Source organism: Fictibacillus sp. Mic-4, assembly GCF_049843615.1.
Lineage (GTDB): Bacteria > Bacillota > Bacilli > Bacillales > Fictibacillaceae > Fictibacillus_A > Fictibacillus_A gelatini.
The window spans coordinates 84,255-109,845 of sequence record NZ_JBBHZM010000002.1 but is presented as its reverse complement, the minus strand read 5'-3'; the positions used below and the strand labels follow the sequence as shown (position 1 = coordinate 109,845).

The following is a 25,591-nucleotide window of genomic DNA, read 5'->3' as shown; positions in this document are numbered from 1 at the left end:
GTCGAAAAAAATTTTCGGAAAGTACTTTACATATAATTAATTACATGTTATTATTTATACAGATAGTAAATAACGGGAGGAAATGAAGATGAACGTAATGAAAAGAGCTTGGGAAATCGCAAGAAAAGGTGTTGAAAGGTTCGGCGGAAAAGTTAAAGAATACTTTGCAGAAGCGCTTCGCATGGCGTGGGCAGAAGTTAAAAAAGCAAATTACGTTCACAAAATGGTAGTCATCGGTAACAAGGCAAGCATGACTTACACTGTGGAAAGATATATGGGTTCTGAGCGCGTTGAGGTTATGTCTGATCTTTCGAAAGTTGAATATGCTTCCGTTTACAAAAACTTTTACAGAAGAGGTGCTAATGTCATCGACTTCTTTTGCATCGAAAACGGAGTTAAAACTTTCTTAGGCACAAAAGAATTAGCTCCTTTTTCTTACGGAGCGTGATCGAATGTCTAAACGAATTGATCTAACCGGCCAACAATTTGGCGAACTTACTGCCATAAAAGAAAGTCCTGAACGACTATACAACGAAGTAGCTTGGATTTGTAAGTGTTCTTGTGGAAATGAAACGACTGCCACTAGAGGGCAATTATTACGCGGCGCAAAGAAATCATGCGGCTGTTTAAGAAAGAGAACTCCATCTAACGCGCTTGATCTAACGGGTCGTAAATTTGGGAAGTTAACGGTGGTAGAACGCGCAGGAAAAACAAAGAATGATAATGCTCTTTGGCTATGTCGATGTGAATGCGGTAAAACAACAAAAGCAAATGCTACAAGTTTAAGACGTGGCGATACGACATCATGCGGTTGCAGTAAGGATAGTCAAATAAAAAATGCTCGGAAAACATTAATAGAGGATAAATCGGTTGAAGGTGTGCAAGTGCCTCTTTTAACAAAAAAAGTACGTTCAGATAGCAAAACGGGCCACAAGGGAGTAACCAAAAGAAAGAGACGAGGAAAAGACTATTACGAAGCCAGCATAACAGTAAAAGGCAAACGAAAGTATTTAGGTACTTTTAAAGACTTACAGGATGCTATTGCCGCGAGAAAACAAGCAGAGTCCGAATATCATGAGCCATACATTAAAGCCTTAAAAGAACAGGGGGAAACCAAATGGACATCAAAGAAATAAAGAAATGGATTGAAGATAATCTTGTTATGCAGGAAGAGGCTCGTTCTATCACTGGCCAGTCTGTATCCGCATTTAATCAGTCGGTTGCAACCAGAAAAATTATCCCATTTGTAGAATTCGGAGAAGTACGGAAAACCAGACTTTATTTACGATCTGATCTTGAGGAGTACGCCCGAAAGAAAAAAAGCGCTGAATAATTTTAGGATTTTATCATATAATACTTTACATGCAATTATTTATATGTTATATTATAAGTACAGCAGGGGATGACGCAAATTATTAAAATCTTAGGAGGAATGAACAATGAATTATAGAGAATTGGCAAAACAAATCATTGAAAACAATTACTTTGTTGTTGGTGTACGTGGAACTTACGAAGATGAACAATACAAAATCGGTGATGTTTGCCGTGAATCCTATGATTGGGATTTTGAAAATGATTGCTCTACATATTACACAACAGGAGAGACAGCAAACGGTACTTGCGCAACTCATGTTGATACGCAATATTTTGAAACAGAAGATGAAATATCGGAGTTAGCCCAAAGAATCGAAAAGACAATTAAACAAAATGCTTATTACGGAGAAGGACAGCAAGTTATAATCGCGGGTAATCAAACCAATAACGACGGCGCTTTTGACCCAGGTGAAATAAGAATCGTGGATGCTCGTGTTATAGCAATAGTTGATTAATTAAACTTGAAGAGAATGCCCACCTCATAAGAGGCGGGCTGTTTTTATTATTTCAGAACCTCAACATATTTTGGATTGGCCGTGATGTAATTACCACTTTTAAGCTTGTACATTTTTGAACCAGCTACAGTGAGCGTATCAACTACGGTAAACACATCACCTTTTTTAACAGTATCCTTCTTTGCATCCCAATTCGGTTTATTGTAGTACCACAAAGTAGATGCTTTCACACGAATACGGAATGTTTTCTTTTGGGCTTCTTTTACAACTGGTTTAGAGGCAGGCTTTGCCGATCCAGAAATAATCTCAGATACACGATTTTTAAACTTGCTAAACTGTGAGGTGTCAGACACCCACGGAGCTGGGCAATTTTTACCCGTAATGTCGTAGTGTCGGTAGATGTCATTTACGCTTAGTCCGTATCTTTTCAAGAGTTGAGCAACCAACTGTACAGTATTTTCGAAGGTCTTATCAGTGATTTTTCCCGCCTTATCAATGCACATTTCCACGCCGATTGCGGTTAAATTTGCATTGCCGTTTAACTTCCCGATATAGCAACGGTTATTATCATGGGCATGGTAGGCAACCTCATCTTCTGGCATAATGAGCCTTGCTTCATCATCGTCCACAAAATAATGGGCGGACGCATAGCGCCGGTCGGCAATACATGTTCCGTTGAAATAGTCACGCTCATTCTTTGCTGATGCGCCCGGCGTTGCCGTATAGTGCATTACAATCGCTTTTGTGGCAGAACGCTTCATGCCAGGCCTTGTGAATCGGTTGACCTTTACATAATCAGTGACAACATTAAAACTCATTTTTCATCGACTCCTTTTTAAATATAAAAAAGAGCAACGATCACTCGCTGCCCGTCTTTTCATCCGAATTTCCAGAATGCGAAACAATCTTAACTTCTTTCGCAGTTCCCAAGTAGACATTTCCATTGATTGTTTTTTCTTCATTGTCCTGCTGAATCACATGCAATTTGTCTATAAGCACATTTGGCACTTTTAACCCAATCTGTGCGCAATTCTCAAGGATTGAGAGAATTTCGTTTGCTGTATAAAAAATGACCGTAGCGTACGCCACAGCCCCGTTTAAACCGAGAATGGTATCAATGATATTTGCAGCAATAATAATCCCGAAAATGCCAATTTTACGAGCATAACCAAAAAGCGCATTACGACTTCGCAGCCTTTTTTCTTTCCAGGCTCTGATCACGCCTGTTATAATGTCGATTACCATTGCGATCGTTAATAAATCCAAAAATTTCACCGTGCCGAACAGATATAATCGAACAATTTCTAAAGTCATGTTGTTTTCTCTCCTTCTTTTTTAATGCAAAATAAAAAAGCCTTTATTCGGCTTTGTCTGTTTCAGATTCTTTTTCGTTTTTGACGATTTCTTCTTTCAGTTTCGCGTTTTCCGCCAGTAATTGATTGAGTTGTGCTGAAAGTAAAGCTTTATCCACTTCCAATTGAGCGATTCTTTGGCTTAATTGTGTAACAATATCGTTTATATCAATGTTCATGCTACATTTCCTCCTATTGATCCGATGTGCGTATCTAACGCCAATTCAAGATCATTGATTTGGTTTTGTAAATTGTCAATCAAACTGTGTTGCTGTTGAACTGCTTTCCAAAGAATAGAAACCATCGCGTAAGGACTAACTGAACTTGCATCTGGGCCACGCATTAATTGCGGAACTGCCTCAGCAAGAACCCCGACCTGAACATTATCAAAGTCTCCATTATCAATATCATCTTGATAATAATAAGTGTAGATATTTACTGTCTTTAAAATATCAATAGCATCATCATCAAATGGTTTGATGTTCGTTTTTAATGCTACCGACGAACCTGTATATACTTGGCCACTAGCACGAAGATTTTTCACATATAAATCTTGATAAACACTCGTTTCCCCAGGCTCGACAACTTTTACGTAATATCCCGAACGACCACTTAAATAAAGAACGTTTCCGTCATTAATTTCAACTCGGTTAACTATTGCTTTCTCCGCTTTTATGGGCTTATAAACTGGACTTCCATTATTATACATGCTCAAATTCACGCATCTAACCTCGTTGTTTACGCCCAGATATAAATTGTCCATTGACTGGCTATTAGTTCGTACCCCTGAGGCGTTCATAGTAGTGTTGCAAAAAACTTCTCCAGTCATTTCGATTCGGCCGCCAGCAAGGTTATTGACTGAAATCCCGATTCCGGATTGAGTTAGTAATTTGGCTGTGCCGTCTCCAACTACTTGAATGCCGCCACTAATTGATTGAACAATGGAATTTGTATTAAAAAGTATTGTTTTCTGTCCATTCGGATCAGAAACTCCTAAGTAAAGGGTATTGCCGACATATGCGGTTGTATCCACCTTAATAGTTACACCCGAAATAGTTCCGCCCTTTATTTTATCTGCGCTTAATGTACCGGCTTCGATCCTCTCGCCGCTCATTGTTCCAAATTTAATTACCGCTGCATCAAGACCAGCAGTAGAAATTAAATTCGTTGTAATGGTATTTGCAGCAATTTCATTCGCAGTTATTGTTCCTGCTTTGATTTCTCTAGCTGTGATAGCATTCGCATCTATTTTCCCTGCTGTGACCGCATTAGCTGCAAGTTCATTCGCAGTTATTGCATTAGCTGCGATTCTATCTGATGTGATAGTACGAGAAACTATCTCGTTTGCTGTAATTGTATTTGATGCTATTTCATTGGCTGTGATAGTTTTGGATGCTATTTTTTGTGCGGTGATAGCTCCGTCTACGATTAGTTCAGCATTTGCTGCCCTATTAATTCTTATATTATCAATATAAAATTTATTTGTTGTTTCGGCGTTATTATAAAACGAAATCCATATTTGAAGATAGTAACACCCATTTGGAACCGTATAGATCCCTGTCTTTGTAGTGAATGTCGTCTCTTTATTTGTGGAACTCCATGATACTACTTTATCCCATAGATTCAATGCAGTCTTTTTCGCATCATATTGTCTAAACCCTATTATTCCGTAACCTGTACCATTCGTATTCAAATACCTACCTTCTGCTGAAACGAAAAATTGTTGCCCTGGAGTAACAGAAATCAAATTTGATGCGTATATACTACTATTACTTCCATTCATAGAATCGATCTCTAATGCTCTATTTGACCCATTCCCATTTGTGAAACCTGAAATATCTGTAACCCTTGCATTAAATGTTGAATTAAACCCTTTTGGAGACGAACCAACTGAGTCCGTCTCGAAATCGGGGTTTTCGCAAAGATTAGTAAAATCGGAAAGGACTAATTTATCAGCCGTTATTGTGCCGGCTTGTAGTCTTGCAGTATTTAAATAGCCCGTATTGATTTTCCCAGCATCTAAGTTTGAAATTTTCGCATTAGTTATAGCACCATCTTGTATGGCTGCCGTTCCGATAGCTGCAGATGCAATAATTCCACTGTTAGCCGTTATTGCTCCAGCTTGAATGTGATTTGTCATGATTGCACCGGCAGCAATCTTATCGGCACCGATAGCATTCGCAGCAATTTTATCGGATGAAATTGCTCCGGCAACAATCTTTTCAGATGTAATGCTGTTTGCTGCTAAAGCATTTGCATATATTGATTCCGGAACGATTAACGAACCATCGATAATCGTTGCTGTCGGAACCGTCAAATGGATACCGTTTTTATTTAAAAAAACTAAAAGGTCATTGTCTCCAAGTGTAGGAAAAACGTTTGAGCCATAAAAAGAGTTGGGATCAGAATACTTCCAATAGATGTACCGGAAGTCAGTTGCGCCGTTTGCGATATTATAGACCTTCCCCTTATAACTGATGTGAACATCTGACCATTGAATGAAGCCTGCCTGTGGTGTATTGTCTAATACTTGCATTGACTAACCGACCTCCTTTCATTTGTTTGATTGTCAAAACAAAAAGTGCGTTGCAACGTTTAATTTATCTTCGGCAACCGCACCTGCCCCAAGCTTCACTCCTGTTACCGCACCATCGGCTAGATTTCCTGACCCAACTGCCCCCGTTCCTAACTTTCCTGACGTCACTGCTCCATTTGCTAGCTGACTTGAACCAACAGCACCAGAAGCAATCTTTGAGGAAGTAACGGCATTTGCGCCTAGTTTTGTATCAGTCACCGCACCATCGGCTAGTTTAGAAGCGTCAACCGCCAAAGCCGCTAGTTTAGCACTAGTTACGGCGCCAGTAGCTAGTTCACCGGTACCAACAGAACCATCCATCAATGCGCCGCCCGGGGTAAATTTACCGGGTGCCATTGTTAGAGTGAACACACCGCCATCGTTCACACCGATCAAAATATCGTCCTGTGTAAGGTTTGGCTTTGTATTTGAAGTTTGCAATTTGGTCTTATCCGTCGCAGAAAACTGCCACCAGATGTATTTGTTTGCGGTGTTTCCGTTCGTAATTGTATAGGTTGTTCCTTTGTAGACAATGTTTACGTCCGTCCATGCTACTGAACCATTTGAAGGAGAGTTGTTTGTAAACGCATAACCATCAATCATGTGTGTTGCAATATTCAAGTCTGACGTATGGATACGTTGTCCAACTCCGTTTGTCGCTTCTTTTAACACATTCAAACGATAGGTAATGTCATGGAGAAGACTTGCTGACTCTTCCTGAATTTGTTTTCTTGCTTCTTGAAATTCTCTTGTCAATACTTCACGAACCCATTTTTGAATAATTTGCTTAAACATCTTTTTTCCTCCTTTTCAATTAAAAAAGCAAGTGCGTTGACCAAGCCATTTTGGCTTCGTTAATCGCACCTGCTTCAATTTCATTTGTCCCTACTGCACCTGGTGCAAGTTTTTCCCTTGTCACCGCATCAGGAACAATTTTTTCAGTTGTTATGGAATTGTTTGCTAACTTGGCAGCTGTAACGGCTAAATCTGCGAGTTTTTCATTATTTACCGCGTTGTTTTTGATTTCATCTGCTCCGACAGCACCCATTGCAATTTTTGCCTGGGTAATTGCATCGTCGATTATTTTGGATGTGTCAACCGCATTTTCTCCTATCTTTTCAAGAGTTACGGCAGCATCAGCTAGTTTTTTTGAAACGACAGCACCATCAAATAGATGGTCGGTTTTAATCGCCCCGACAGCAATTTGAGCGCTTTGAAGCTGGCCAGCTAATTCATCAAAATTTGTGATTGATGCTTTTACCCACTCTGTGCCATTCCACTGTTTCCACACATACGGGTTAACACTTGTGTCCAACCAAATGGCGTATAAATCCGGAAAATCCGGAGGGGAATCGCCTTGAGTGATTTTTCTTTGAGCCTGTTCAGCTTTTGTTTTAGCATCATTGGCTATTTGTTCAGCTGTTTTCGCGATTTGAGTGGAATTCGTAAACGGAATGTCCACACTACCCATGATTGCCATTGTCACTCACCTCGCTTATGTTCGTTGATTCTAAAAAGTTGGTTTGTTTTTTGTGTCTCTTCCGCATTTTCATTGGAAAATGCAAATCCTTGAATGAGCCACTTTTTACCGCTCGTATCATAATAATAGGAGATCGTTTCACTTTCGCGGACACTGCCGATCGGATTTATCGTTCCTTTATCGAACGTGTAAACAATTCGATACACCAACGATTTTGAACGGATGTCAAAACAATACATTACCCGCTGATCACTGTTATCTGCATTCCCACTCGCAAGATAGACGTATGGGAAATCCAAACAAGCAGATTGATAGGTTTGATCAGTGCCAAAATAATTGATGTCGCTTCCCCTTGCGGTATATAGTGGTTTGAATTGTTTTGCTTCCACATCTGATTTTTTGCACACATAAAAAGTGGGGTTTGTAACCCCATTCACCAACAAAACATAGCCATTTCGTACGTCTAAATTAACCCGATAGCCAGTGGAACCAAATGCAAGCAAATCGGTAATGCTGGAATCTCCCCAATCTATGACTTTGCCCGGCTGATACGGGAATTTAACCACATGATACTTTTTATTTGTCGGATCAAAATAGAGCGACCAAATCCACAATTTGCCGTTTACGTACTCTATTCCGAAATGGCTTCCGTGACCGCCGTGGAGGCAAAGCATAGAATCTATAAAAGTTCCGTCTGTTGTGCATCGGGATAGTTCAAAAGATTCAACTGTTTTATAATCGGGCGGTCTGTACTTTGAACCGCTGTACAATTGCGTGTAATAAACATGGCCGCGCGGAAAATCTATTTGAGCGTATTGGACCACCCGTTGGTTTACACCGTCAATTCCGACTGCATCCATCGGGAACGTCAAAAAATAAGCTGCATCCTCTTCGGTTGCGAAAATAATAGGATCGCTTAATTCATCATTTACCTGACACCGAATGGTGGAGCCGGCAACCTCGCTTCCAACGATGATCACATTGCCGGTATTTGCATAACGGGATTCCCAATCAGTGTCGTGCGAGCCGTCGGGATTGATTTTTTGCCACACAAAAGATGAGGCGGGCTTTTTAGCCGTCACATCTTCTCTCCCGAAATAAACTCGTACAATAATTCGTTTTTCGGTGTTGTCACTAAAATCCGTGCCGTCCGGTGTGAAATACTCCACTTTATATGCTTTTGCCTGGGCAGCATCCTGTGCGGCTTGTGCTGCCTTTGCCCGTAATTCCCAAATGTCGGCAGGTGTAACAGCAACGATCTCAACAAATTCGCCAAGGATAACCTTGTTATTGGTCGGATTCGCTTCCGACTCGTCTATCTGCAAAACCCGAGCTGAAATAGTTAAAGCCGGTTGCATTGAAAAGTCCACCACTTGAAAGTGATCGCCCAGGTTCGGCTTATACCCCAGATAGGCGACGTCTACAGTGTAGTTGTATTTGGGGTGATTCCATTTTTTCAGCTGCTCTTTTCCCCAGTCGAGTAGACCAGATGGATTGAGGATCTGGTCATTTACAATGTAACCCTCAAGATACGGCCCACCATTGTTGTATAAATCATTTGCGTCATCATCCACAAGATATTCACGCCCGCCGTTGACGCTAGCGATGGAAACCACTTCATTTTTACTGTTGGTGCCGCCGTACACATAAAGTTTTGTGTACATTTCCTGGTCGCTGCCGGTGCGGGTTAATCCTAACAAGTCGTGACCATATTCCAGACGATAGCCCGTGGATTCGCCTAATTCTTCCACAATGTCAATCAACTTACGGACGATCTTACCGTTATAAACTTCTACACGCGCCCGAACCTCTACACTAAACTGGCTTGTCAATTGATCCAGCCAATATTGAGCGTTGTTCCCGGCACTGAATTCTAATGATTTTGTGCCCCCAAAAAAGTCATTTTCGCCGATCTCCCAGCCAGTTTGCTGCAAAATGTGCTCAAAAGCGTCCTGGCTATTTGCCGCACTAAATGTTTTGGCGGGAACAATTTTATGAGTCAGATCCCAGGCTAATAGATTGATTGCTTGCACTTTTTTAACATGAGTAGGGCCTCCAGCATCATCTTCCCACTCGGTAATCCGATAGCAATAAAAAAAGCCATCATTCCCCTGTTTCAGAAGGTGATAGCCTTGTGCCATATATTCAGTTTCTCGATAGCCGTATGGAACGGAGAGTTCTAAAGTATCAGACCATATTTTGCCCTGATCGTCTGCGATTTTAGTTGAACGAAGGTCATCATAAAATTTGCATCCTCTTCCATTAAGGTCCAGGACACCGCATACGTTTAAATCCGGGTCTAAAATGACATACAAATTATCACCTCCTAGTTTTTAGTGGGGCGGTATTCGATGTACCAATCGGCATCTTCTAGACCGGGTTCAAAAGCAAACGTTTTTGGAACGCCGCCTTGCATGGTAGGGAATTGGCTGCCGATGTAAAGATTTTTCATGAAAAACGCACCATTTTTATACACGGTGCGATCTTCGCAATTCAGTTTTATTTCGTCCCCTTTGTGAGCAATTACCGTCGGCTTTGAAGTCGATCCGTTACCGCCATTAATAATACTCCACACTTTCACATCTGAAAGCGCCATTCCGTTATTTGTGTAGCGTTTGACTGGATTAGCCGCATCTTCTTCAATGTCCATTTTGGCTGTATAAAAAGCTATGCCGGCTAGCGATTTGCCATATTTTTTTTGCGTATCCGTCCAGGTCACGACAATCGGTTTATCCCATGCGGGGTTAGAGTTATCGTCAAACTTCATGATTTCAGCACGGTACTTATTCCCGATCTTTTGTAGTTCCAAGTAACCGTAAAAATTAGTGAACGTGGACTTTGTTGTGTCCTCGTCGATCTTTACCGTTTTCCATTGCTGTTCGGTTTTAGTCTTTCCCTTCGATTTCACTTCTTTGGTTCCCGCGCCAAGTTTAATCGTTTTTGTCGTTTTCTTCCCTTTCCTGATTTTCCCCTTGCCGTAATAAAGATTATGGAAGTCGTTACTTTTTCCAAGTTGGATTTGGGCGTAGACTTCTTCGCTGTTCCCGTTATCCTTGAGCATGAATTTTCCGAATCGGACGCCATTCGAATCGAGCAAATATACCTCGCATTTACCACGCGAACGGGGATAATATTGATTGTTCCACATCCTGACCCGAATTCGAAAATCATCATATCCGTTCGGCAGCCATTGAAGCCTAACAGGACCATGCCACTTTTTATCGTTTGTGGCAGGACCAAAATCCGCATAGCCATCTGATGTTAACCCCACTTTGATGGCATCAGCCGTGCTTCTCATCGTTCCCGATGGAATTCCGTTCTCTAGCTCAAATGTAAGGTTAGATTTCGTTATTTCCGTCCACGTTGCAAGCGTGTTGCACGGATCGTGCAGGACTAGTGGCTCTTTATTGACCGGGGAGTCGCCAGTGTCCGGGTCAACATCTGCTCCTACGTAGATATAGTTGCCTTCCTCGTCAGTAATCGCGATTTTAGTCACGTCTTTTTTAGGCATGCAAGTAAAAATGGGAAAGCATTCCGCCTTCCCATTAGGTGTAATTGTTACTGGATTTTGTATAAGATCGTATGCCTCATATTCTCCGTATCCTCTGGGATCGCTGCAGGAAAAAGTTAATGTGCATGTTGCCCAGTGGGTTTGAGAGAGACGTTCGGGAACTGATATAGCGCTAAAATGACCGTAATAAGTGTAATCAGCCTCTGTGCTAAAAATCATCGGGTATTCACCACTGCCAAACGTCATGACCAACTCATTCAGTTGATCAATTTTTTGAACGCGCTCTTGTTCAGATGATGCCTTGATGGTTACGGTGATTTCAAAAGTTTTTTGTCCATAGCTGTTACCCAAAAAGATTTCCCCGAGCATCCCCGGGACATCTTGAGTATTTTCTTTGATCTCGGGAGTGACCGGCTTTTTCACTTCATTTACGATGAGACCCAAGTCTTTCGAATCGACGCCACAAAAATTAAATGTCGTTGTCATATTAAGTAGCAGGCACCCCCTTAAAGATGTTTCTTAGTCGATCTTTTTTGTCTTTTTCCTTTTTATTCGCGTCATAGATCTGCTTGGTACTAATGTACACACTGTTATCTTTTAACAATAGTTGAGTCAACAAATCAATTTGTTTTTGCATCAAAGCAATTTGTTGATCTTGCCGGTTCACAACGTCTCGTAGATTGTTATCGCTGCCGCTATAATCCGCGCTTGGTAATTGATGTGGACGTTTATTACCGATTGTTTTTCCTGCAAGCGCTAATAGTTTCATAGCGTCAGTTCGGCGAGCAGGATTGGTCGGAATCACAAATTCTGGCCAGCCGTCTTCAGCCAAAGCGTAAAGGCCACTATTATTAATAAGTCCTCCCGTCGCATACCAATGATGTTTTTTCCACCATGAGAGAGCACGTCCGATGCTTTTGTATCGACCTTTGATGTAGCGAATGCCCCAATAGATGTTGTTTACCGGATCAAACGGATCACCTTGGATATTGAAATCCTTTAGCTGCATCAAGCCTTTCGCTCTGCCTGTGCTGGTCGGAGCACCGACGGCGCTTGGATTACCTCCGGATTCCTTATTAATAATCCACGCAAGACCGTCGAACCAATTAGATCCGGACACACCCGCCCGGGCCATCCCGGCTTTAATCCACGTCCGAAGGCTGCCACTTACTTTTCCGCCGCCTTTTGATTGTAAAAATTGTTCCGGATTAATCTTTGTTCCGTCCGGTTGGCGAATTTCAAAGTGAACGTGCGGTCCCGTTGAATCCCCGGTAGAACCAACCAGGCCGATGATGTCGCCCGGCTTAACGGACTGACCTTTTTTAACAAGGTTTTTCGAGTTATGGCCGTATAAATAAATAAGCCCGTTTAATCCTTGAATCGCAACTGCATTTCCGTAACCGCCATAGCCGCTGCCACGCTGACCGTAGTCTGAAAAGATAACGTTCCCTCCAGCAAGTGCAGGAATTGGCGTACCAGCAGGCGCAGCATAATCTACACCCCAGTGGAAATCGCCGTCTCGTGGACCATAACCAGAAGATTTTATAAACGGCGGGCCAAAGCCTCCTTCTACAGATGTGAAAACTTCAAATTGTTTTTTCAAAAAGCTGATTGCTTTGTTTTTCACAAAAGAAAATGCTCCTTTTGCGATATCGGTATACAATCCGCCTATTTTCGGAATGGCTATCCCTGTCTTTTTCAAAATCAAATTCAAAAGTTTAGAAGGATTGCTGGCATAATCCCACACATCGAGTGTTAAATCTTTTACGGCAATGGCGCCTGTTTTGATGCCTCTGCCGACGGTCATTGCTCCTCTTTTTCCAGCCTCAAGTACCTCTCCGGCAGCTTCTTTAATTTTTTTCCCAACACCGGTTTTATAGGCAGGGAACATGTTTAGCAAGGCTTTCGTTTCCTTATGTGGCAAGACCTGCGTACCACGCGGTAAATTGACAAGTGTGTCCGTGGCCGGTGATAAAAATGTTCTTCCATCAGGTGTACGTATTAACTCTTCTCCACCGCCATCACCGACAATTGCGGGCCCGCCCGGGTGTCCGTCTGTCCCCTTAGCATATTTTTTCGGCTTCCATGGATGGAGTTTATCGGCTAATTCATCAGCTCCGATTTTTACGAGTACCCATTTCACGCCATCAATAACGCCATTGACACCCTTACTTATTCCGTCTATTAGTTTTCCTGCCATATATTTGGCGCCTTCCCAGGCTTTTTTAGCCATGGATTTGATGCCTTTTCCGATTTTTCCTGGAAGAGCCTTAGCGCCATCTACAATGTCTTCCCATAAGTTTTTGAGTGTCGTTTTGATACCGGAAAAAATGGAGACGGTTTTGCTTTTTAATGTGCCCCATGCGGAAATCACACCATCTTTTAGCTTGCCAACTAAATTCCCGATGCTGTTTTTTATGCCACTCCAAATGCTAGTTAAAAACTTCTTAACTGCTGAAAAAACAGATGTTGTCGCATTTTTTATTGATGACCATCTGTTTTTTACAAAAGAAACAATTGAAGAAATCAGGCTTTTGAAAATGGACTTAATCCCGTTCCAAATGGTCGAAAAGAATTTTTTAATAGCACCAAAAACGGAGGAAGTCACATTTTTTAAATTCGTCCAACTGTTTTTAACAAAGTTGACGATCCATTTAATAACCGTACTGAAAATAGACTTAATACCATTCCATCCGGCCGAAACAACGCTTTTCATTCCAGAAAATAAAAATTTTCCCGCCTTTAATATTCGACCAACAAATAATAGATTGATATAATTCCAAACAAATTGAATTGCACCAAAAAATACTTGTTTAATACCTTCCCACATCTTTCTAAAATCACCAGTAAACAAGCCGGAGAATATTTTTACTATGCCCATAATGACATTTAGAGCGCCGGTTATAATCCCCTTAATGTTGTTCCATACGCTTTTAATAATGGTTAAAATGATGGTAAAAGTGATTTTAAAAAGTCCTTTGATCGCAGGAAGAATAAACTTAATTGTGGCCCAAATGGCCTTTAATACTGGGCCCACAACGAGCATAATACCGTTAAAAATATTCCGGAATGCCGCTAAAATTTGCTGGCCATTTGAATCCCAAAATGACTTTATTTCTTTGAATTTACCTTTAATAAACGTAACCACAGCGCCTAACGCTTTGGATACCGCACCTTTTATAGTATTGAACCCATTTTTCACACTGTCTATAAAGGCTAACAGCGTTTTATTAGTAGTTAGGAACGTTTTAATCTTTTGATAGGCAGTAACAAAAGCATCTTTTACCTTATTAACAATCGCCCTAAACGTTTCTGATTTTTTATAGGCTATAACAAAACCGGTAACCAATAAAGCAATGGCTCCAATGGTTAAACCTACTGGCCCTGTCAAAAAGGTGAAGCCGGATCCCAGCCATTTTAATAGTCCACCTGCTGTTGATATAGATTTAGCCAGATTCCCAAATGCACCAGCAACAGTGCTAATTCCGGTAATGGCGCCGCCTGCCACAGTTAAGATCACGCCGAAGGCCGCAGCTAATCCTAACAAAACGGTTATTACCGCACCGGTTATAGCAATTGTTTTCTGCATACCAGGTGATAAATTGTTAAACCAATCCACAGCTTTTTGCAACACTTTGGTTAAGCCCTGTAATGCTGGGATTAACGCAGCCCCTATACTAATTCCCGCAGTTTCTAATGAGCCTTTCAATTCTTCAATCGTACCCTTGAAGTTGTTAAGCTTTTGTTTTGCAACATCGGCAGCTTTTATTTTGTTCATTTCTTTATTCATATTTTTGATGCCGTCCGCACCTTCCTCATAGAGGATATTCGCCGCACGGATAGCATCAGTGCCAAACATGGTACGTAAATAATTTTGCCTTTGTTCATCGTTTAATCCAGATAAGGCTTCACGCAATCGTCCGGCAATTTGGGACATCGATTTCAACTTACCATTTTCATCGTAAAACGCACTAGATGCGAAACCGGACTGTTTGGCCAGTTTCCCGTATTCTTTTGCCAGTTTGGCTTTCGTTGCCCCAGCTCCTAATTCTTCTCTTGCTAATTGTTGTAAACCTTTCTTTATATCTTCGGCACTTCTGCCTGCAGGTTTTATGCCCCGATCAATCAAAAACTTATAACCGGCTGCAGTATTATACGTTGCTAAACCCAAGGCATCAAAAGCCTCCGTTTGAGCATCCGTAGAAGGGGAAAGGTTAAGTAACATAGTTTTGAGCGATGTACCAGCATCACTGCCCTTTAACCCATTTTGTGCGAATGTCGCAAGAGCCGTAGTCGTATCTTCGAACGAAAGCCCTACACCACTTGCAACAGCTGATACCATAGACAGCCCATATTTAAGTTCACCAACATCAGTAGCCGAAGCGTTTGCCGCCCCTGCCAAAAGGTCAGCTGCTCGTGTAACGGATATGCCGTCCTTTTTAAACGCGTTGAGTGCAGTTGAAGCGATTTCCGCTGCATCCGCAAGCTCCAATTCGCCTGCCGTCGCAAGACTAAGGGCACCTTTTAAACCGCCGTTAATAACATCTTTTACGGACACACCGGCTTTGAGTAACTCTTCAATTCCTTGGGCGGCTTCGATTGCGGAATACTTGGTTTTTGCCCCCATCGTGATCGCTAACTTTTCAAGTTGTCCACCAAACTGTTTGGCTTCGGCAGGAGACATAACCGATTTCATAGAAGAGATCTGCGACTCAAAATCCATCGCTTTTTTCGTAGCTAGCGCTAATCCGCCTCCAACTGCTGCTGTTGCAATACCAAACGAACTAGTCATGCCGTTTCCCGCGTTCTGCATACTGTCTCCGACTTTGCTCATTTTGCCGGAAACATCGGTTAAACGACTGCTCAATTTTCCAAAGTTGGTATTGGCTATTCGTTGTTCATCGCGCAGCTTTTCCAACTCTTTTTTGGTTTGGTTCACATGGCGCTCTAAATTTCTTAAGGAGGCAACTTCATTATTATAGGAACGCGCTGCTTTATCGGCTTGCTTAGAGCCTTCACCGTGTTCTTGAACCATTTTTTCATAGTGTGCCTTCGCCTCCTGGATCACACGTTTTTGGACTTCGAGCTTTTTGTTCAAACCGTTCAAGTGAGTTTCATACTTTTCTACCGATCGATCCGCCCGATCAAATGCGGAAAGATTCGCTTTGATTTCAGAGTTCACATTTCTTAGCTTATCTCTTAGTCCTGTAAGACCACGGTTTAAAGCTGTAGTGTCCAGGTCTAAACTAATCGATAAACCTTCGATCCTATCCATTTGCTACCTCCCTTCTTGACGCGAAAGAAAAAAGCCTTAACCGCCAAAAGCAGCGATTAAAGACTTTTCTTTTCGTGGTTTATTTCGCTCCTCTAATAGCTCAACTAAAAAGTGGTAGGGCATGGCTAAAATTTCATTGATGTCTTTGCCCTCTTCGACCAGACTAAGGATGAGTTTGTCCATGTATTCTTTTTGTTTGGCAGGGGAAAAGTCCTCATCCGTTAACTTTTCTTCGCCAAAAACTCCTTTGTTTCATCCGTCTGTCTGCCTTGAGCAACAAACAGAATCTGATCTTGCAGCACTTGAATGGCGTCCGGCGCATGCAGACCATTGTATAGATCCTGTTTAGTAAATTGACCTTTGTAAATTTTATTTGCGACAAAATCCATCAATTTATCAATTAGGTCTTTTTCATTTTTGTCTTCAGCTTTTTCAATTTCTTCAGTCATGTCAATCGCTTCATAAACAACGGAAAACGGAATAAAAACGGGCGTAAGATATTTTTCCGTGATAATTTCCCCTTCCCGTACTTCCTTTACCAATTCGATCATATTTCTTTTTAAATTTGCCATTTAACGGTCTCCTTTCAAAATAAAAAGAGCAGGATTTTATTCCTGCTCCGTAATTTCCTTAATTAATGGTGCTCCAATCCGATTCTTGTCCGATGCCAGTTCATCAAGCCTCTTTTGACTAACTTTTTTATTTGGTGGATTTGGATAAGCGTCACCTTTTCGATAAACTTTGTTTTTGTCCTGCAAATCGGTAAAATCCTCCACAACAATATACTTCTTTTTACTCATTGATTACGCCCCCTGTGGAACGGAACCCGGATATGCCTTTCCGAAAATTTTCATGAAAAGGGCGTCCCGATTCGTTGTTTGACCTTTTTTATCCATACCGAACAAAACAGATTTTTGAGTAGAAAAACCATCAACAAAACGTTCCATAAATTCGCCTGTTACTTCCTCGTTTTCGAATTCAGTTTTGTCCTCTTTCGTTTTCCCAGTAATTTTGGAACGCATGAAAATTCCTTTTGGCAGGCCTACCCATTCTTTCGAACCGTCTTCGTATGTTTTTGTGAAAATAACTGCTACATATGGCGGAACGTCCGTTCCACTTACCGCAGAAATGCCGTCCACTTTTTCTAATCCGAAAAGAATGTTTTTGTCCTCAATCGGAACCTTGTGGAATGTCGTTTTTACCGAAATATCCCCACCGGCGACCGCAATTTCAGCTGTTTTATTATCGCCATACGCGCGAACCGCTTCTTGCGGCATTTCCACTTCGATTTCTTGTAAAAATTTTACTCTGTTAATTTCACCCGTAGCAATAGATGTGTCGGTTTCAGAAGTCAGTACTGCGTAGTAAAATTCATCTACTCCTGTTGCAGCCCGATAGCTTTTTTCTGTTGTAGCCAAAATAAATCACTCCTTTATTAAAATAAAAAGACAGCCCTATAAGCTGTCGAAATCTTCCCTATACAATTTCCCACGGTAACGCCTGGCGTCGCGGTAAACACTCTCATCGTATTCGTCAATTCCGCCAATCTGGCAAAACCCCAATTTCCACATGATTTTTTGAATGTGTTCAGCAATTTCCCGTGTACTGGAACGCTTCTTTGTCCATACGTCAATTTGCAATAAAAAATCATTCGCCAGCCAGTTGTCATCGGCAAATTCAGAAGGGAGGGGAACATCCAATGGATAGATAATGATATATGGCGCTGAAACATCCCCAGATTCCGGGTACTCATAAAATTTGATCCTGCCCTGTGCCTGCAGCTTTATGAAGTTGTCGTCAATCAACGCATCATATACAATATCCAGAACGTCCATTAGATTCCCTCCTTTATCGCTTGAATAATCGCATTTTTATATGCACTTTCCGCATTGCGCATGGCACGAGCGATAGCCCCCTTGCCGCGTGGATTAGGATTTTTAACCGTTCCCCATTCGTTCAAATGGATAATCGCATAACGCTTTTTTGGCCCTTTCCAATAAACTTTGATCGTCCGAACACCGCCAACCCACATCGGTTCGGACACGTTGATTTCTGCAATCGATGCACCCGTATCTTTAAATGTTTCAAATTGTCTTTTTAGTTCCTGAACAAATACCTGGGCGCCTCGTTTTAAACCCTTATCGGTTATTCGTAGAGCAGCTGTTTTCCCGATCCGCTTTTCGAGTGCCGCGAGCAATTCTTTTTGCCCTCTTAATTCCGCACTCATTCGACCAACCCCGCTATTATAGTAATAAATTTTTTATTTTGCAGATCGGGTTGAACGTGTTTAACGTTATACCGATTGCTTTTGTATTCGGGGGCATCAATAGAAAGATAATGTTTGTTGGTCGGTACATAATCGGCGTGCGGATCACGAATCGTAATGGTCAAGTCGGACAGCGTACCGTTGGATTTAGCCAACTCTAAATCCTTCAACCACACATGATCAACTTTTGCCAAACACTCATAAAGAACGCGCTTTTCCATTTCCCCGGGTTCAGGCCCTTCATTCGGCGCATATTCATAAAAAATAACAGGCGTGCGTAAATCACCTGTATTGACACGTGGAGGATTATATTTAAACGGTTGCATCATCGTCCTCCTGCATTAGAGATATTCCCAAGCTTGTCATTTGGCTTAAAAAATTGTTGTCAAAGTATTCAAGAGCATCATTATAAACGTAACGGGTACGCTCAAAAACAAGCTCCTTCGCACGCTCATTTTCTTCCACATTAAATGGGCCGCATTTCTCTTGCAAATCAGCAATGGAAAAGGACAACAACCGTTTTAAATTGTCGTCCTCACTCGAATGGGATATGTGCATTCGTTCTTTAAATTCGTTTAGAAGTTCTTGAGTGACCAATTAGATCACCTCTCTTATGCTCCTGCAGGTTGTTCGGTTAAATCAAGGTTTAGATTGTAGACCTGGGCAGCAAAATTATCTTTTGGCTTTCCTGTTGCGTATTGTTTTGCAATATAAAGTGTGGCATCTTCCATGGCAAGCGTTTGGTCAAACTTTTTAATTGGCTCCGAACCGCCCAATGCCGCGATGTACTCCCCTTTAACAAAAAATACAACTTTCCCTTGTGGCACAAACACCGATTCCGTCATTATTGGATTAAATGGCAAGTTCGTTACATATACACCAGCAGCATTTTGGGTAGTCGCATTCGCTTGAATATCAAAAGTATCAAACGGGTTAGTTACCATTACTACCTTGCCAGCAACATTACGCACTTTTTCTTCTTGATCCTTGCCAACTGGACGAATAGCAAGTTTCTTAACTACGGATTTTAATTCATTGATTGTCGTACGCCCTGGTTTAAATGTAAGTGTTCCAGCAGACGCCTTATCCGGGTAGACACCGTCCACAACGTTTCCTTTCAAGTCTTTTAATAACCCGATTGGCTCATTTTTTCCGGTTCCTGCAACAAATCCCCGTTCTAACCCAACGGCCATCGCTTCTGAAATCATCGTACGAACATAGCGTTCAACCCAAACAGGCCCCAGATTTAACATGTCGTTTGCGAGTGGGATAAACGCTGTTAATTTGAGCTGATCAATTTTTTCTTTTCGGAATGTAGCATTTAATTGACCTTGGATGTCACCGAATAATGGTCCCCATACTGCCGCACCTTCAGGATCCCCATAAATAAATTCGGTTACCGCACCAAGATTCTGAAGTCCGATTTGCTCTAAGAGTGGGTGCGATTCAACCAAATCATCGAAGATTCGTTCCTGTGTCGTTTTTGGGAGCGTTTCAGTGTCTTTAAATCCCCCGTCCTGCACAACCGCATTAAAAAATTTATATTCTTCGCTGGTAAGGACATTTGCCCCGCGCGCTTGCATAATAGATCGGTCAACGATAGATTCATTGACTGAATTCAAAATGTCAGCTTGTACGTCTGATGCAAGTGCTTCAATCATGTCATTTAACGCTTTTGATTGCTCTTCCGGTGTTCCGTCTTGTGTAGCTTTCGCAAAAGCCAACTTCTTTTCTTCAAAATTATTGAATTTGATAGCCAATTCCATAACCTCCTATAAATTTAAAAAGAGCTTGCCAAGATTCTGTTTTGGTTGAACAGGATCCGGGGCAGGCTCTTTTTCTTTTTGATTTTTTAATTTTTTAATTTCATTTCTTAATTTCTCTTCCAATTTAGAAATCATCGATTGAACCATTTCTTCATCAATGACGGCGATTGAACTTGTTGCTATAGCTGACTTTTTAGATGCTAGCTTACTATTTATTTCCTTAACTTTATTTTGAAACACTTCGGATTCCACAGTTTCTGGTTCCGCATCGATAATTTCATCGATTAAACCGTATTCCAAACATTCATCAGCTGTTAAAAACGTTTCCTCATCCATTAATTTTTGTATAGTATCTTTATCAATCCGATGGGTATAAGATTTCATTGCCGACATACTCATTTTCTCAAGATCATCAGCCACCTTACGCAAATCTTTTGCGTTCCCAGCTGCATAAGTCCAAGCATTATGGACCATCATCATCGTATTAGCATGCGCTTTTATTTTATCTGCACCCATACAAATTAACGATGCCGCACTCGCCGCAATACCTGTGATTGTAACAGTAACATTCCCCTGGTGGCTCTTTAAAGTGTTACAGATATCTATCCCTAGAAACAAATCACCGCCATAAGAATTGATTTCTAACTCGATATCCTCATCATCTTTAACGTTTTTCATTTTATAATTGAAATCCCAAATGCTTGAATTCCAACTAATAATGTCACCTTCAATTTTATGCTTCACTCATTTTCACCCCCTTCAAGCGCCTGAGAACTTTCTTGATAGTTCTTTGTCATAAAGAATTTATCTAGCATCGGATCGTCAGCCCTTTCTAATCCTAATTCCTCGCGCAATTCATTTCCGGTAACCGTTCCGGAGGCCCTTAACTTATCAACGGCGGTAGCCACATCGAAAATGTTGGAATAAGAAATACGCTTAATATCAATTTGCTTTCCTGCTAGGTATTCGTCTTTTTCAAAAAGCTTTCCATCCAATTCATCTTTTATTTTTTTAAGCAAAGGATCAATGCAAAAATTCATGTAGTTTCTCGTGAGATTTTCCACATCCGCCATATCACCGCGCAATAAAACAATGGGGATCCCTAATGCCCTTGCAACTTGGTCCAAAAATCCATCGGTCACCTTGTTTACTTCATCCACGCTTTGCGATTGGCCATTTTGCATCTCTTCGTACTTAAAACCTTTTTGTTGAGGGACTACGGCAACGGATTTTTCACTGTACGCCTTATAAATCTTATTGATATAGTTTTGTATCCTATCAGTGTTTTTATCGCTTTTGTCATAAATCCCCTCTACATCAACTACTCCACGAATTTGCCCCTTTCGTTTTTGAAACTCTAAGATTCTACCGAACAATTCCCCGTAATCGGTATATAGACCATCCAATAGAGCAGACAATTTTTCGTTCGTGTATTGAAGATAAATGACTTCACTTGATTTAAACGTCCGGTTGAACGTGTAGTTTTTAACTGTAACATCTTTGAAACTGTCTTCGAATACAGCATATTCTGTTCGGGAAAACGAATCGGCGATTAGCAGATCATCATTATCCGCTTTTATTACGAGTACTTCATTATCCACAATCAGTTTGTGGATAAGTGTTTGCCAAAACATTGAAGCCGTCATGTTCAAATTCGGCCGTACATTTAACCGGTAATACAATTCGTCCTTAATGATTTCATTTCCATTTTTCACACGAAAGACCGATTGGCTGATGGTCCGTCCGATCATGTCGATACAAATTTGAATGGCCAACTTTTTCATGTGAATTTTATTCGTCGTTTCCTCAATCAGATCAAAATCGAGCATGAATTCTAATTCTCTATTTCTTGTTTTAAAAAAATCCAGAAATCCCAATATCCCACCCCCTTCTTCTTTAAAAATCAATGGCATCCAAGAAAAAGTCCTCATCGTCTAACAGAGTATTATCCGCTTCAAATAAGGCATGAATAAATGCTTGGAAGCCATCTGTTTTTCTTCTAAACTCGTCCTTTTTCAAATACTCCTTGTTTCCGTCCTTCTTGATATGAACGTAAACGTTATTGGTATACCAACGCATTAGTGGATTATCCCCAAAAATAATTTTGTGTTTCGCAAACATGGTCTCAACGCGTGGAGCGAGCAACGAATGGATCGCCCGTGGGTTCCGGATGAATACCAATTCAAATCCTTCTGCTTCAAGTGCAGTTTTCACAAGATCTAGCCGGAATGTGTCCGCCACAATTTTCGTTAGGCCGTAATGCTCCCGCATTTCGACGAACCAATCGACGATATGACGAATATCGATGACAGGCTCATCAACAATCGTTAGAAAACCTTGTTGTTCCCATTCTTTGATTGGAACCTTTAATTTCACTGTGTCTAAAAATCCTTTACGGACGAACGAGTGAGTTTTCCAAACGTAGTCCTCACCAACTTTAAAGAGCAATCCCACAGCCGCGAAATCCTTTATTGACGCAAAATCCAAACCACCAACACAAATTCGATGTGTTAAGTCAGGGAACGGTCTATTAGTTGCCATAATGTCATCCCAGCTGGCAACAGACTTTTCTAGATCAACTTCCGGTAAATTCATCCGTTTGGTCATAAACTCTTCACGACCAGAAGGATTATTTGCCAGTTGTTTATACTGGGCAAGTACCTTTTTAAACAGTCCATTGGCATAGGTGCTTCTTGGTTGGCAAAACATTGGATTCGCCTTTTCCCACACATCAGGATTGTCAACCTCTTTAGGATCGTCAATCTTGCAGATAAACGGGAAAAGAGGATCATCCAATTCTTTTCCTTCCAAAATGTTCATGGCGCGCTCTTTCATTTTGTCAAGAAAACCTTCTCGAACATAACCATCCGTGCCAATAAAAAATTCTCTAGCATTTGGCACTTTTCCAAGGCCGCTAGAGAATACATTAACAGTATCAAAATTTTCGTATTGGTGAATCTCATCATAGATAACAGCACCATCCCGGAGGCCGTCTTTTGTGCTGGCGTTGGACGTGTGGTACTGTAGAACACTTTTAGTGTCATTACTTGTAATCTCAACTTTTGTGCAGTAGAACATATCTTCGAGTACATTGTTTTCACTAATACAGTCGTACACTTCTTTAAATGACGTCTTTGCCTGCAATTCACTATTAGCAACAATTGAAATGTTATATCTCGGAATGCCGTGCAACGGACTAATGAAAAAATGACTTAACGCAGAAATAAAGCCGTTCTTTCCACCGCCGCGGGCCATCATAATTAAAAACTGTTCGTAAAAATTACTCTTGTCCTTTTTATAAAATAGAAACACGAAAGCCGCAATAAATTTTTGAAACGCCTCAAGCTTGAAATACCATTTCTCAGAAAATTTAACAAAGTTTTCAATTAAAACATCATCAAAATAAAGATCGTCACGGGTCAGTACATTCTTTCTAAGGTGATCAATAAGCATGATCCGCTCTTTATTGAGTTTTATTTTTCCGTTTTCATAAAGACGGATGTATTCATCCACATATTTATGACTAATCATATAAGGTCACGAGCGCCATATTTGGTCTCCTTTTCAATCTCGAAACCAAATGACTTTTCGATACTCAATAAAGAAGCGTTGATTTTATTCCGCTCACTGATTAGAGGGTGGGCTTTCGTGAACCGCTGCGATCCGTTTTCTGTTGTTATGGATTCCCCCTCTTTGTTGATGATTTTGTTTATCCGTCTAAATGATTTTACTAGGTCAATATATCGTTCGACTTTCTCGACTTGGACTAAATCACTAGTATCAATCCGATCCATAAGCTGTTTTTGTAATTCTGTGATCTTAACTGCCAACTTTACCCACCCCCTAACGTGATAAAATGATGAAAAATCTCGGAAATCGAGCCCGCCCCCCGGTGCCCCGCCGTCGGAAAAGCCCCAAAATTTTTGACCGGGGGGTATCATTGTCAGAATTGTATCGTATTTTAATACAATTCCAAATCACCAGCGCTCATCATCAGCCCATTTGTTTTCCTTCTTACCGAATTCCCTACCGTGCTTGATATTATGGCAGCGAACACATAAGGTCTCAAGGTTCTCATCAACGAGAGCAAGCTCGGGATAATCCTCCAGCTCCTTAATATGGTCGACAAGCAGCTGAATCTTTTTACGCTTGGCACCTTCGCTGTATTCATTCGTATCAATTGATACTCGCCCCTGCCGTTTGCACTCCTGGCACTCATAGTTGTCACGCTGCTTTATTTGCTTACGCTTTTGCTTCCAGGCTGGACTGTCATAGAACTTACGTTTCTGTTCTCTTGTTTTGTATTCCATTTAACTTCACTTCAACTTCTCATTCAGTATTTTTAAAAAACACTTTTCACAATAATGACTGTGTGGTCTCTTAATGATGATCTCGTTGCATTCGACAGTGTCCGCATTTCATAAATTAATCCCCCCTTCGGCTACATTTTTCGCCAAAAAAGGATAATATCCTGCAATTAAGTTGACTATTTGTTTACTTTCTTTAGAGAAAACAGTTAAATTATTTACTCCTTATAGATAAAGACGGCAAAATAAAAACACCTACTGTTTAGGCGTTAATTCTTACGTTGATTGGACGGCGGCAAGCATCCGTCTATTCTATCATCAAGAAAATTATCCAACATAAACTCATAAATGCCCACTTCATTATCAGCCTGTATTGAGTTTTTCGGATAATAATTTTGTTTTATTGTCACTTTAAGCTTTAAAATCTTTAGGCACTTAATGAGTTTTTGGACTTCTATTTCATTATAGGCATTCATTTTTACATATGAATTTTTTAATAAATACATCAAAGCCCAGTGAGCTTGAGAATGGCTCGTTTCATGAATAGGGATTTCTGAGTATCTTACCTTTGCAAAGTTTTCTGTTGAAATAAATTGATTTTTCGCCACTACAAATCACTCCAATTCCAATTCTTAGTCCGCCGTCATTACCTATAAGCAACAAATAAAAAACACCACAAATAATGTCGTGTCAAAAAGGATTATGATATTTCATGTCGAAAACGCAATTATGGAAGAAGTAGTAAACATAGAGAAAAAGAAGAAAGGCGGAAAATTTATTGTATACTTGTCACAATCAAGAAACTCTAATTACTGTTATACCAACCTCAAGACATGGACAACCTTATGATATTGCAAGAGTTGAGGCTATTTTTCAATTAGACCAACCAATCACGGAAAATGATCTTTTATTAGTTCCTGAAATGGAAAAAATACCAAAAGATTTACTGGAAATGCTTAAGTTGAGTAAGGTTAATTTAGCACCGATGCCTGAGTCTTATGTAAATGAAGCTTTAAGCGATTTCGCACAAGAATCTGCTGATCCGAATCGAGATCGTGAAACATCAGAAGACGCAATGCTAGGTTTGGTAAGGAGCATTCGATACATTTTCTTTTCATGCATTGATCACCTCTTTTTTAACCAAAATAAAAAGCATCCTCGAAAGGATGCTTAACCTCATAAGAAGCAGGAAGGTAAGTACGGTTTTTCACCTTCCTTTTATTAACTTGT

Annotated in this window: 29 protein-coding genes; 5 read left to right on the top strand and 24 right to left on the bottom strand. The window is 40.8% G+C overall.

All coding sequences use genetic code 11. The features are described from left to right. Positions 1 to 88 precede the first annotated feature (88 nt). From WD019_RS03225 to WD019_RS03210, 4 genes are all read left to right on the top strand, one after another. Entirely contained in the window at positions 89 to 448 is a 360-nt protein-coding gene (locus WD019_RS03225) for a hypothetical protein (RefSeq protein WP_425710657.1), read from the top strand. A gap of 4 nt (positions 449 to 452) precedes the next feature. Beyond that, positions 453 to 1,136 (top strand): hypothetical protein, encoded by a 684-nt coding sequence (locus WD019_RS03220; RefSeq protein WP_425710656.1) that lies wholly within the window; start codon positions 453 to 455, stop codon positions 1,134 to 1,136. Next, entirely contained in the window at positions 1,118 to 1,333 is a 216-nt protein-coding gene (locus tag WD019_RS03215; protein WP_425710655.1) for a hypothetical protein, read from the top strand. The genes WD019_RS03220 and WD019_RS03215 overlap by 19 nt, the downstream gene beginning before the upstream one ends. Positions 1,334 to 1,439: 106 nt before the next feature. Continuing rightward, positions 1,440 to 1,829: a hypothetical protein gene (locus WD019_RS03210; RefSeq protein ID WP_425710654.1), complete on the top strand. Its 390-nt coding sequence runs from the start codon at positions 1,440 to 1,442 to the stop codon at positions 1,827 to 1,829. A gap of 47 nt (positions 1,830 to 1,876) precedes the next feature. Here the strand turns inward: WD019_RS03210 and WD019_RS03205 are convergent, their stop codons facing one another. The 24 genes from WD019_RS03205 to WD019_RS03090 all read right to left on the bottom strand — a co-directional run bounded on the left by WD019_RS03205 (position 1,877) and on the right by WD019_RS03090 (position 24,969). Continuing rightward, positions 1,877 to 2,647, bottom strand: coding sequence for an N-acetylmuramoyl-L-alanine amidase (locus WD019_RS03205; RefSeq protein ID WP_425710653.1), 771 nt, complete (start codon positions 2,645 to 2,647; stop codon positions 1,877 to 1,879). Between the two features lie 40 nt (positions 2,648 to 2,687). Beyond that, entirely contained in the window at positions 2,688 to 3,143 is a 456-nt protein-coding gene (locus tag WD019_RS03200) for a phage holin family protein (protein WP_425710652.1), read from the bottom strand. Positions 3,144 to 3,186: 43 nt separating this feature from the next. Beyond that, positions 3,187 to 3,360, bottom strand: a complete 174-nt coding sequence (locus WD019_RS03195; protein ID WP_425710651.1) for a hypothetical protein — start codon at positions 3,358 to 3,360, stop codon at positions 3,187 to 3,189. Further along, positions 3,357 to 5,717, bottom strand: coding sequence for a tail fiber domain-containing protein (locus tag WD019_RS03190; RefSeq protein WP_425710650.1), 2,361 nt, complete (start codon positions 5,715 to 5,717; stop codon positions 3,357 to 3,359). The genes WD019_RS03195 and WD019_RS03190 overlap by 4 nt, the downstream gene beginning before the upstream one ends. Positions 5,718 to 5,750: 33 nt before the next feature. Next, complete coding sequence (locus WD019_RS03185; RefSeq protein WP_425710649.1) at positions 5,751 to 6,551, bottom strand: hypothetical protein; 801 nt, start codon at positions 6,549 to 6,551, stop codon at positions 5,751 to 5,753. A gap of 19 nt (positions 6,552 to 6,570) precedes the next feature. After that, positions 6,571 to 7,236: a hypothetical protein gene (locus WD019_RS03180; RefSeq protein WP_425710648.1), complete on the bottom strand. Its 666-nt coding sequence runs from the start codon at positions 7,234 to 7,236 to the stop codon at positions 6,571 to 6,573. Between the two features lie 2 nt (positions 7,237 to 7,238). Continuing rightward, positions 7,239 to 9,551 (bottom strand): phage tail spike protein, encoded by a 2,313-nt coding sequence (locus WD019_RS03175; RefSeq protein WP_425710647.1) that lies wholly within the window; start codon positions 9,549 to 9,551, stop codon positions 7,239 to 7,241. A gap of 11 nt (positions 9,552 to 9,562) precedes the next feature. After that, positions 9,563 to 11,233, bottom strand: coding sequence for a distal tail protein Dit (locus WD019_RS03170; protein ID WP_425710646.1), 1,671 nt, complete (start codon positions 11,231 to 11,233; stop codon positions 9,563 to 9,565). 1 nt (position 11,234) lies between these two features. Further along, positions 11,235 to 15,854: a phage tail tape measure protein gene (locus WD019_RS03165; protein ID WP_425710645.1), complete on the bottom strand. Its 4,620-nt coding sequence runs from the start codon at positions 15,852 to 15,854 to the stop codon at positions 11,235 to 11,237. Between the two features lie 204 nt (positions 15,855 to 16,058). Next, the gene (gene gpGT / locus WD019_RS03160; RefSeq protein WP_425710644.1) at positions 16,059 to 16,205 is read right to left on the bottom strand and encodes a phage tail assembly chaperone GT; all 147 of its coding nucleotides are present in this window, start codon (positions 16,203 to 16,205) and stop codon (positions 16,059 to 16,061) included. Between the two features lie 38 nt (positions 16,206 to 16,243). Then, on the bottom strand, positions 16,244 to 16,594 hold the full coding sequence (gene gpG / locus WD019_RS03155) for a phage tail assembly chaperone G (protein WP_425710643.1): 351 nt from the start codon (positions 16,592 to 16,594) through the stop codon (positions 16,244 to 16,246). A gap of 36 nt (positions 16,595 to 16,630) precedes the next feature. Beyond that, on the bottom strand, positions 16,631 to 16,822 hold the full coding sequence (locus WD019_RS03150) for a hypothetical protein (RefSeq protein WP_425710642.1): 192 nt from the start codon (positions 16,820 to 16,822) through the stop codon (positions 16,631 to 16,633). Between the two features lie 3 nt (positions 16,823 to 16,825). Further along, positions 16,826 to 17,440: a major tail protein gene (locus WD019_RS03145; RefSeq protein ID WP_425710641.1), complete on the bottom strand. Its 615-nt coding sequence runs from the start codon at positions 17,438 to 17,440 to the stop codon at positions 16,826 to 16,828. Between the two features lie 36 nt (positions 17,441 to 17,476). Beyond that, positions 17,477 to 17,857, bottom strand: a complete 381-nt coding sequence (locus WD019_RS03140) for a hypothetical protein (RefSeq protein ID WP_425710640.1) — start codon at positions 17,855 to 17,857, stop codon at positions 17,477 to 17,479. Continuing rightward, the gene (locus WD019_RS03135; RefSeq protein WP_425710639.1) at positions 17,857 to 18,249 is read right to left on the bottom strand and encodes a hypothetical protein; all 393 of its coding nucleotides are present in this window, start codon (positions 18,247 to 18,249) and stop codon (positions 17,857 to 17,859) included. Before WD019_RS03135 ends, WD019_RS03140 begins: the two co-directional genes overlap by 1 nt. Continuing rightward, on the bottom strand, positions 18,246 to 18,617 hold the full coding sequence (locus WD019_RS03130; RefSeq protein WP_425710638.1) for a phage head-tail adapter protein: 372 nt from the start codon (positions 18,615 to 18,617) through the stop codon (positions 18,246 to 18,248). Before WD019_RS03130 ends, WD019_RS03135 begins: the two co-directional genes overlap by 4 nt. Beyond that, complete coding sequence (locus WD019_RS03125) at positions 18,601 to 18,846, bottom strand: phage gp6-like head-tail connector protein (RefSeq protein ID WP_425710701.1); 246 nt, start codon at positions 18,844 to 18,846, stop codon at positions 18,601 to 18,603. Before WD019_RS03125 ends, WD019_RS03130 begins: the two co-directional genes overlap by 17 nt. Before the next feature lie 53 nt (positions 18,847 to 18,899). Then, positions 18,900 to 20,048 carry a phage major capsid protein gene (locus WD019_RS03120; RefSeq protein ID WP_425710637.1) on the bottom strand — a complete coding sequence of 383 codons (1,149 nt, stop codon included), beginning with the start codon at positions 20,046 to 20,048 and terminating at the stop codon, positions 18,900 to 18,902. 12 nt (positions 20,049 to 20,060) lie between these two features. Further along, positions 20,061 to 20,798, bottom strand: coding sequence for a head maturation protease, ClpP-related (locus tag WD019_RS03115; protein ID WP_425710636.1), 738 nt, complete (start codon positions 20,796 to 20,798; stop codon positions 20,061 to 20,063). After that, positions 20,795 to 21,967, bottom strand: coding sequence for a phage portal protein (locus WD019_RS03110; protein WP_425710635.1), 1,173 nt, complete (start codon positions 21,965 to 21,967; stop codon positions 20,795 to 20,797). The genes WD019_RS03115 and WD019_RS03110 overlap by 4 nt, the downstream gene beginning before the upstream one ends. Then, positions 21,951 to 23,585: a terminase TerL endonuclease subunit gene (locus tag WD019_RS03105; protein WP_425710634.1), complete on the bottom strand. Its 1,635-nt coding sequence runs from the start codon at positions 23,583 to 23,585 to the stop codon at positions 21,951 to 21,953. Before WD019_RS03105 ends, WD019_RS03110 begins: the two co-directional genes overlap by 17 nt. After that, positions 23,582 to 23,884, bottom strand: coding sequence for a P27 family phage terminase small subunit (locus tag WD019_RS03100; protein ID WP_425710633.1), 303 nt, complete (start codon positions 23,882 to 23,884; stop codon positions 23,582 to 23,584). The genes WD019_RS03105 and WD019_RS03100 overlap by 4 nt, the downstream gene beginning before the upstream one ends. 147 nt (positions 23,885 to 24,031) lie before the next feature. Continuing rightward, entirely contained in the window at positions 24,032 to 24,364 is a 333-nt protein-coding gene (locus WD019_RS03095; protein WP_425710632.1) for an HNH endonuclease, read from the bottom strand. A 266-nt stretch (positions 24,365 to 24,630) separates the two neighbouring features. Continuing rightward, positions 24,631 to 24,969 carry a hypothetical protein gene (locus WD019_RS03090; protein WP_425710631.1) on the bottom strand — a complete coding sequence of 113 codons (339 nt, stop codon included), beginning with the start codon at positions 24,967 to 24,969 and terminating at the stop codon, positions 24,631 to 24,633. 170 nt (positions 24,970 to 25,139) lie between these two features. Here WD019_RS03090 and WD019_RS03085 point away from each other — a divergent pair, with 170 nt between their 5' ends. Further along, positions 25,140 to 25,535, top strand: coding sequence for a hypothetical protein (locus WD019_RS03085; protein WP_425710630.1), 396 nt, complete (start codon positions 25,140 to 25,142; stop codon positions 25,533 to 25,535). The last annotated feature ends 56 nt before the right edge of the window (positions 25,536 to 25,591 follow it).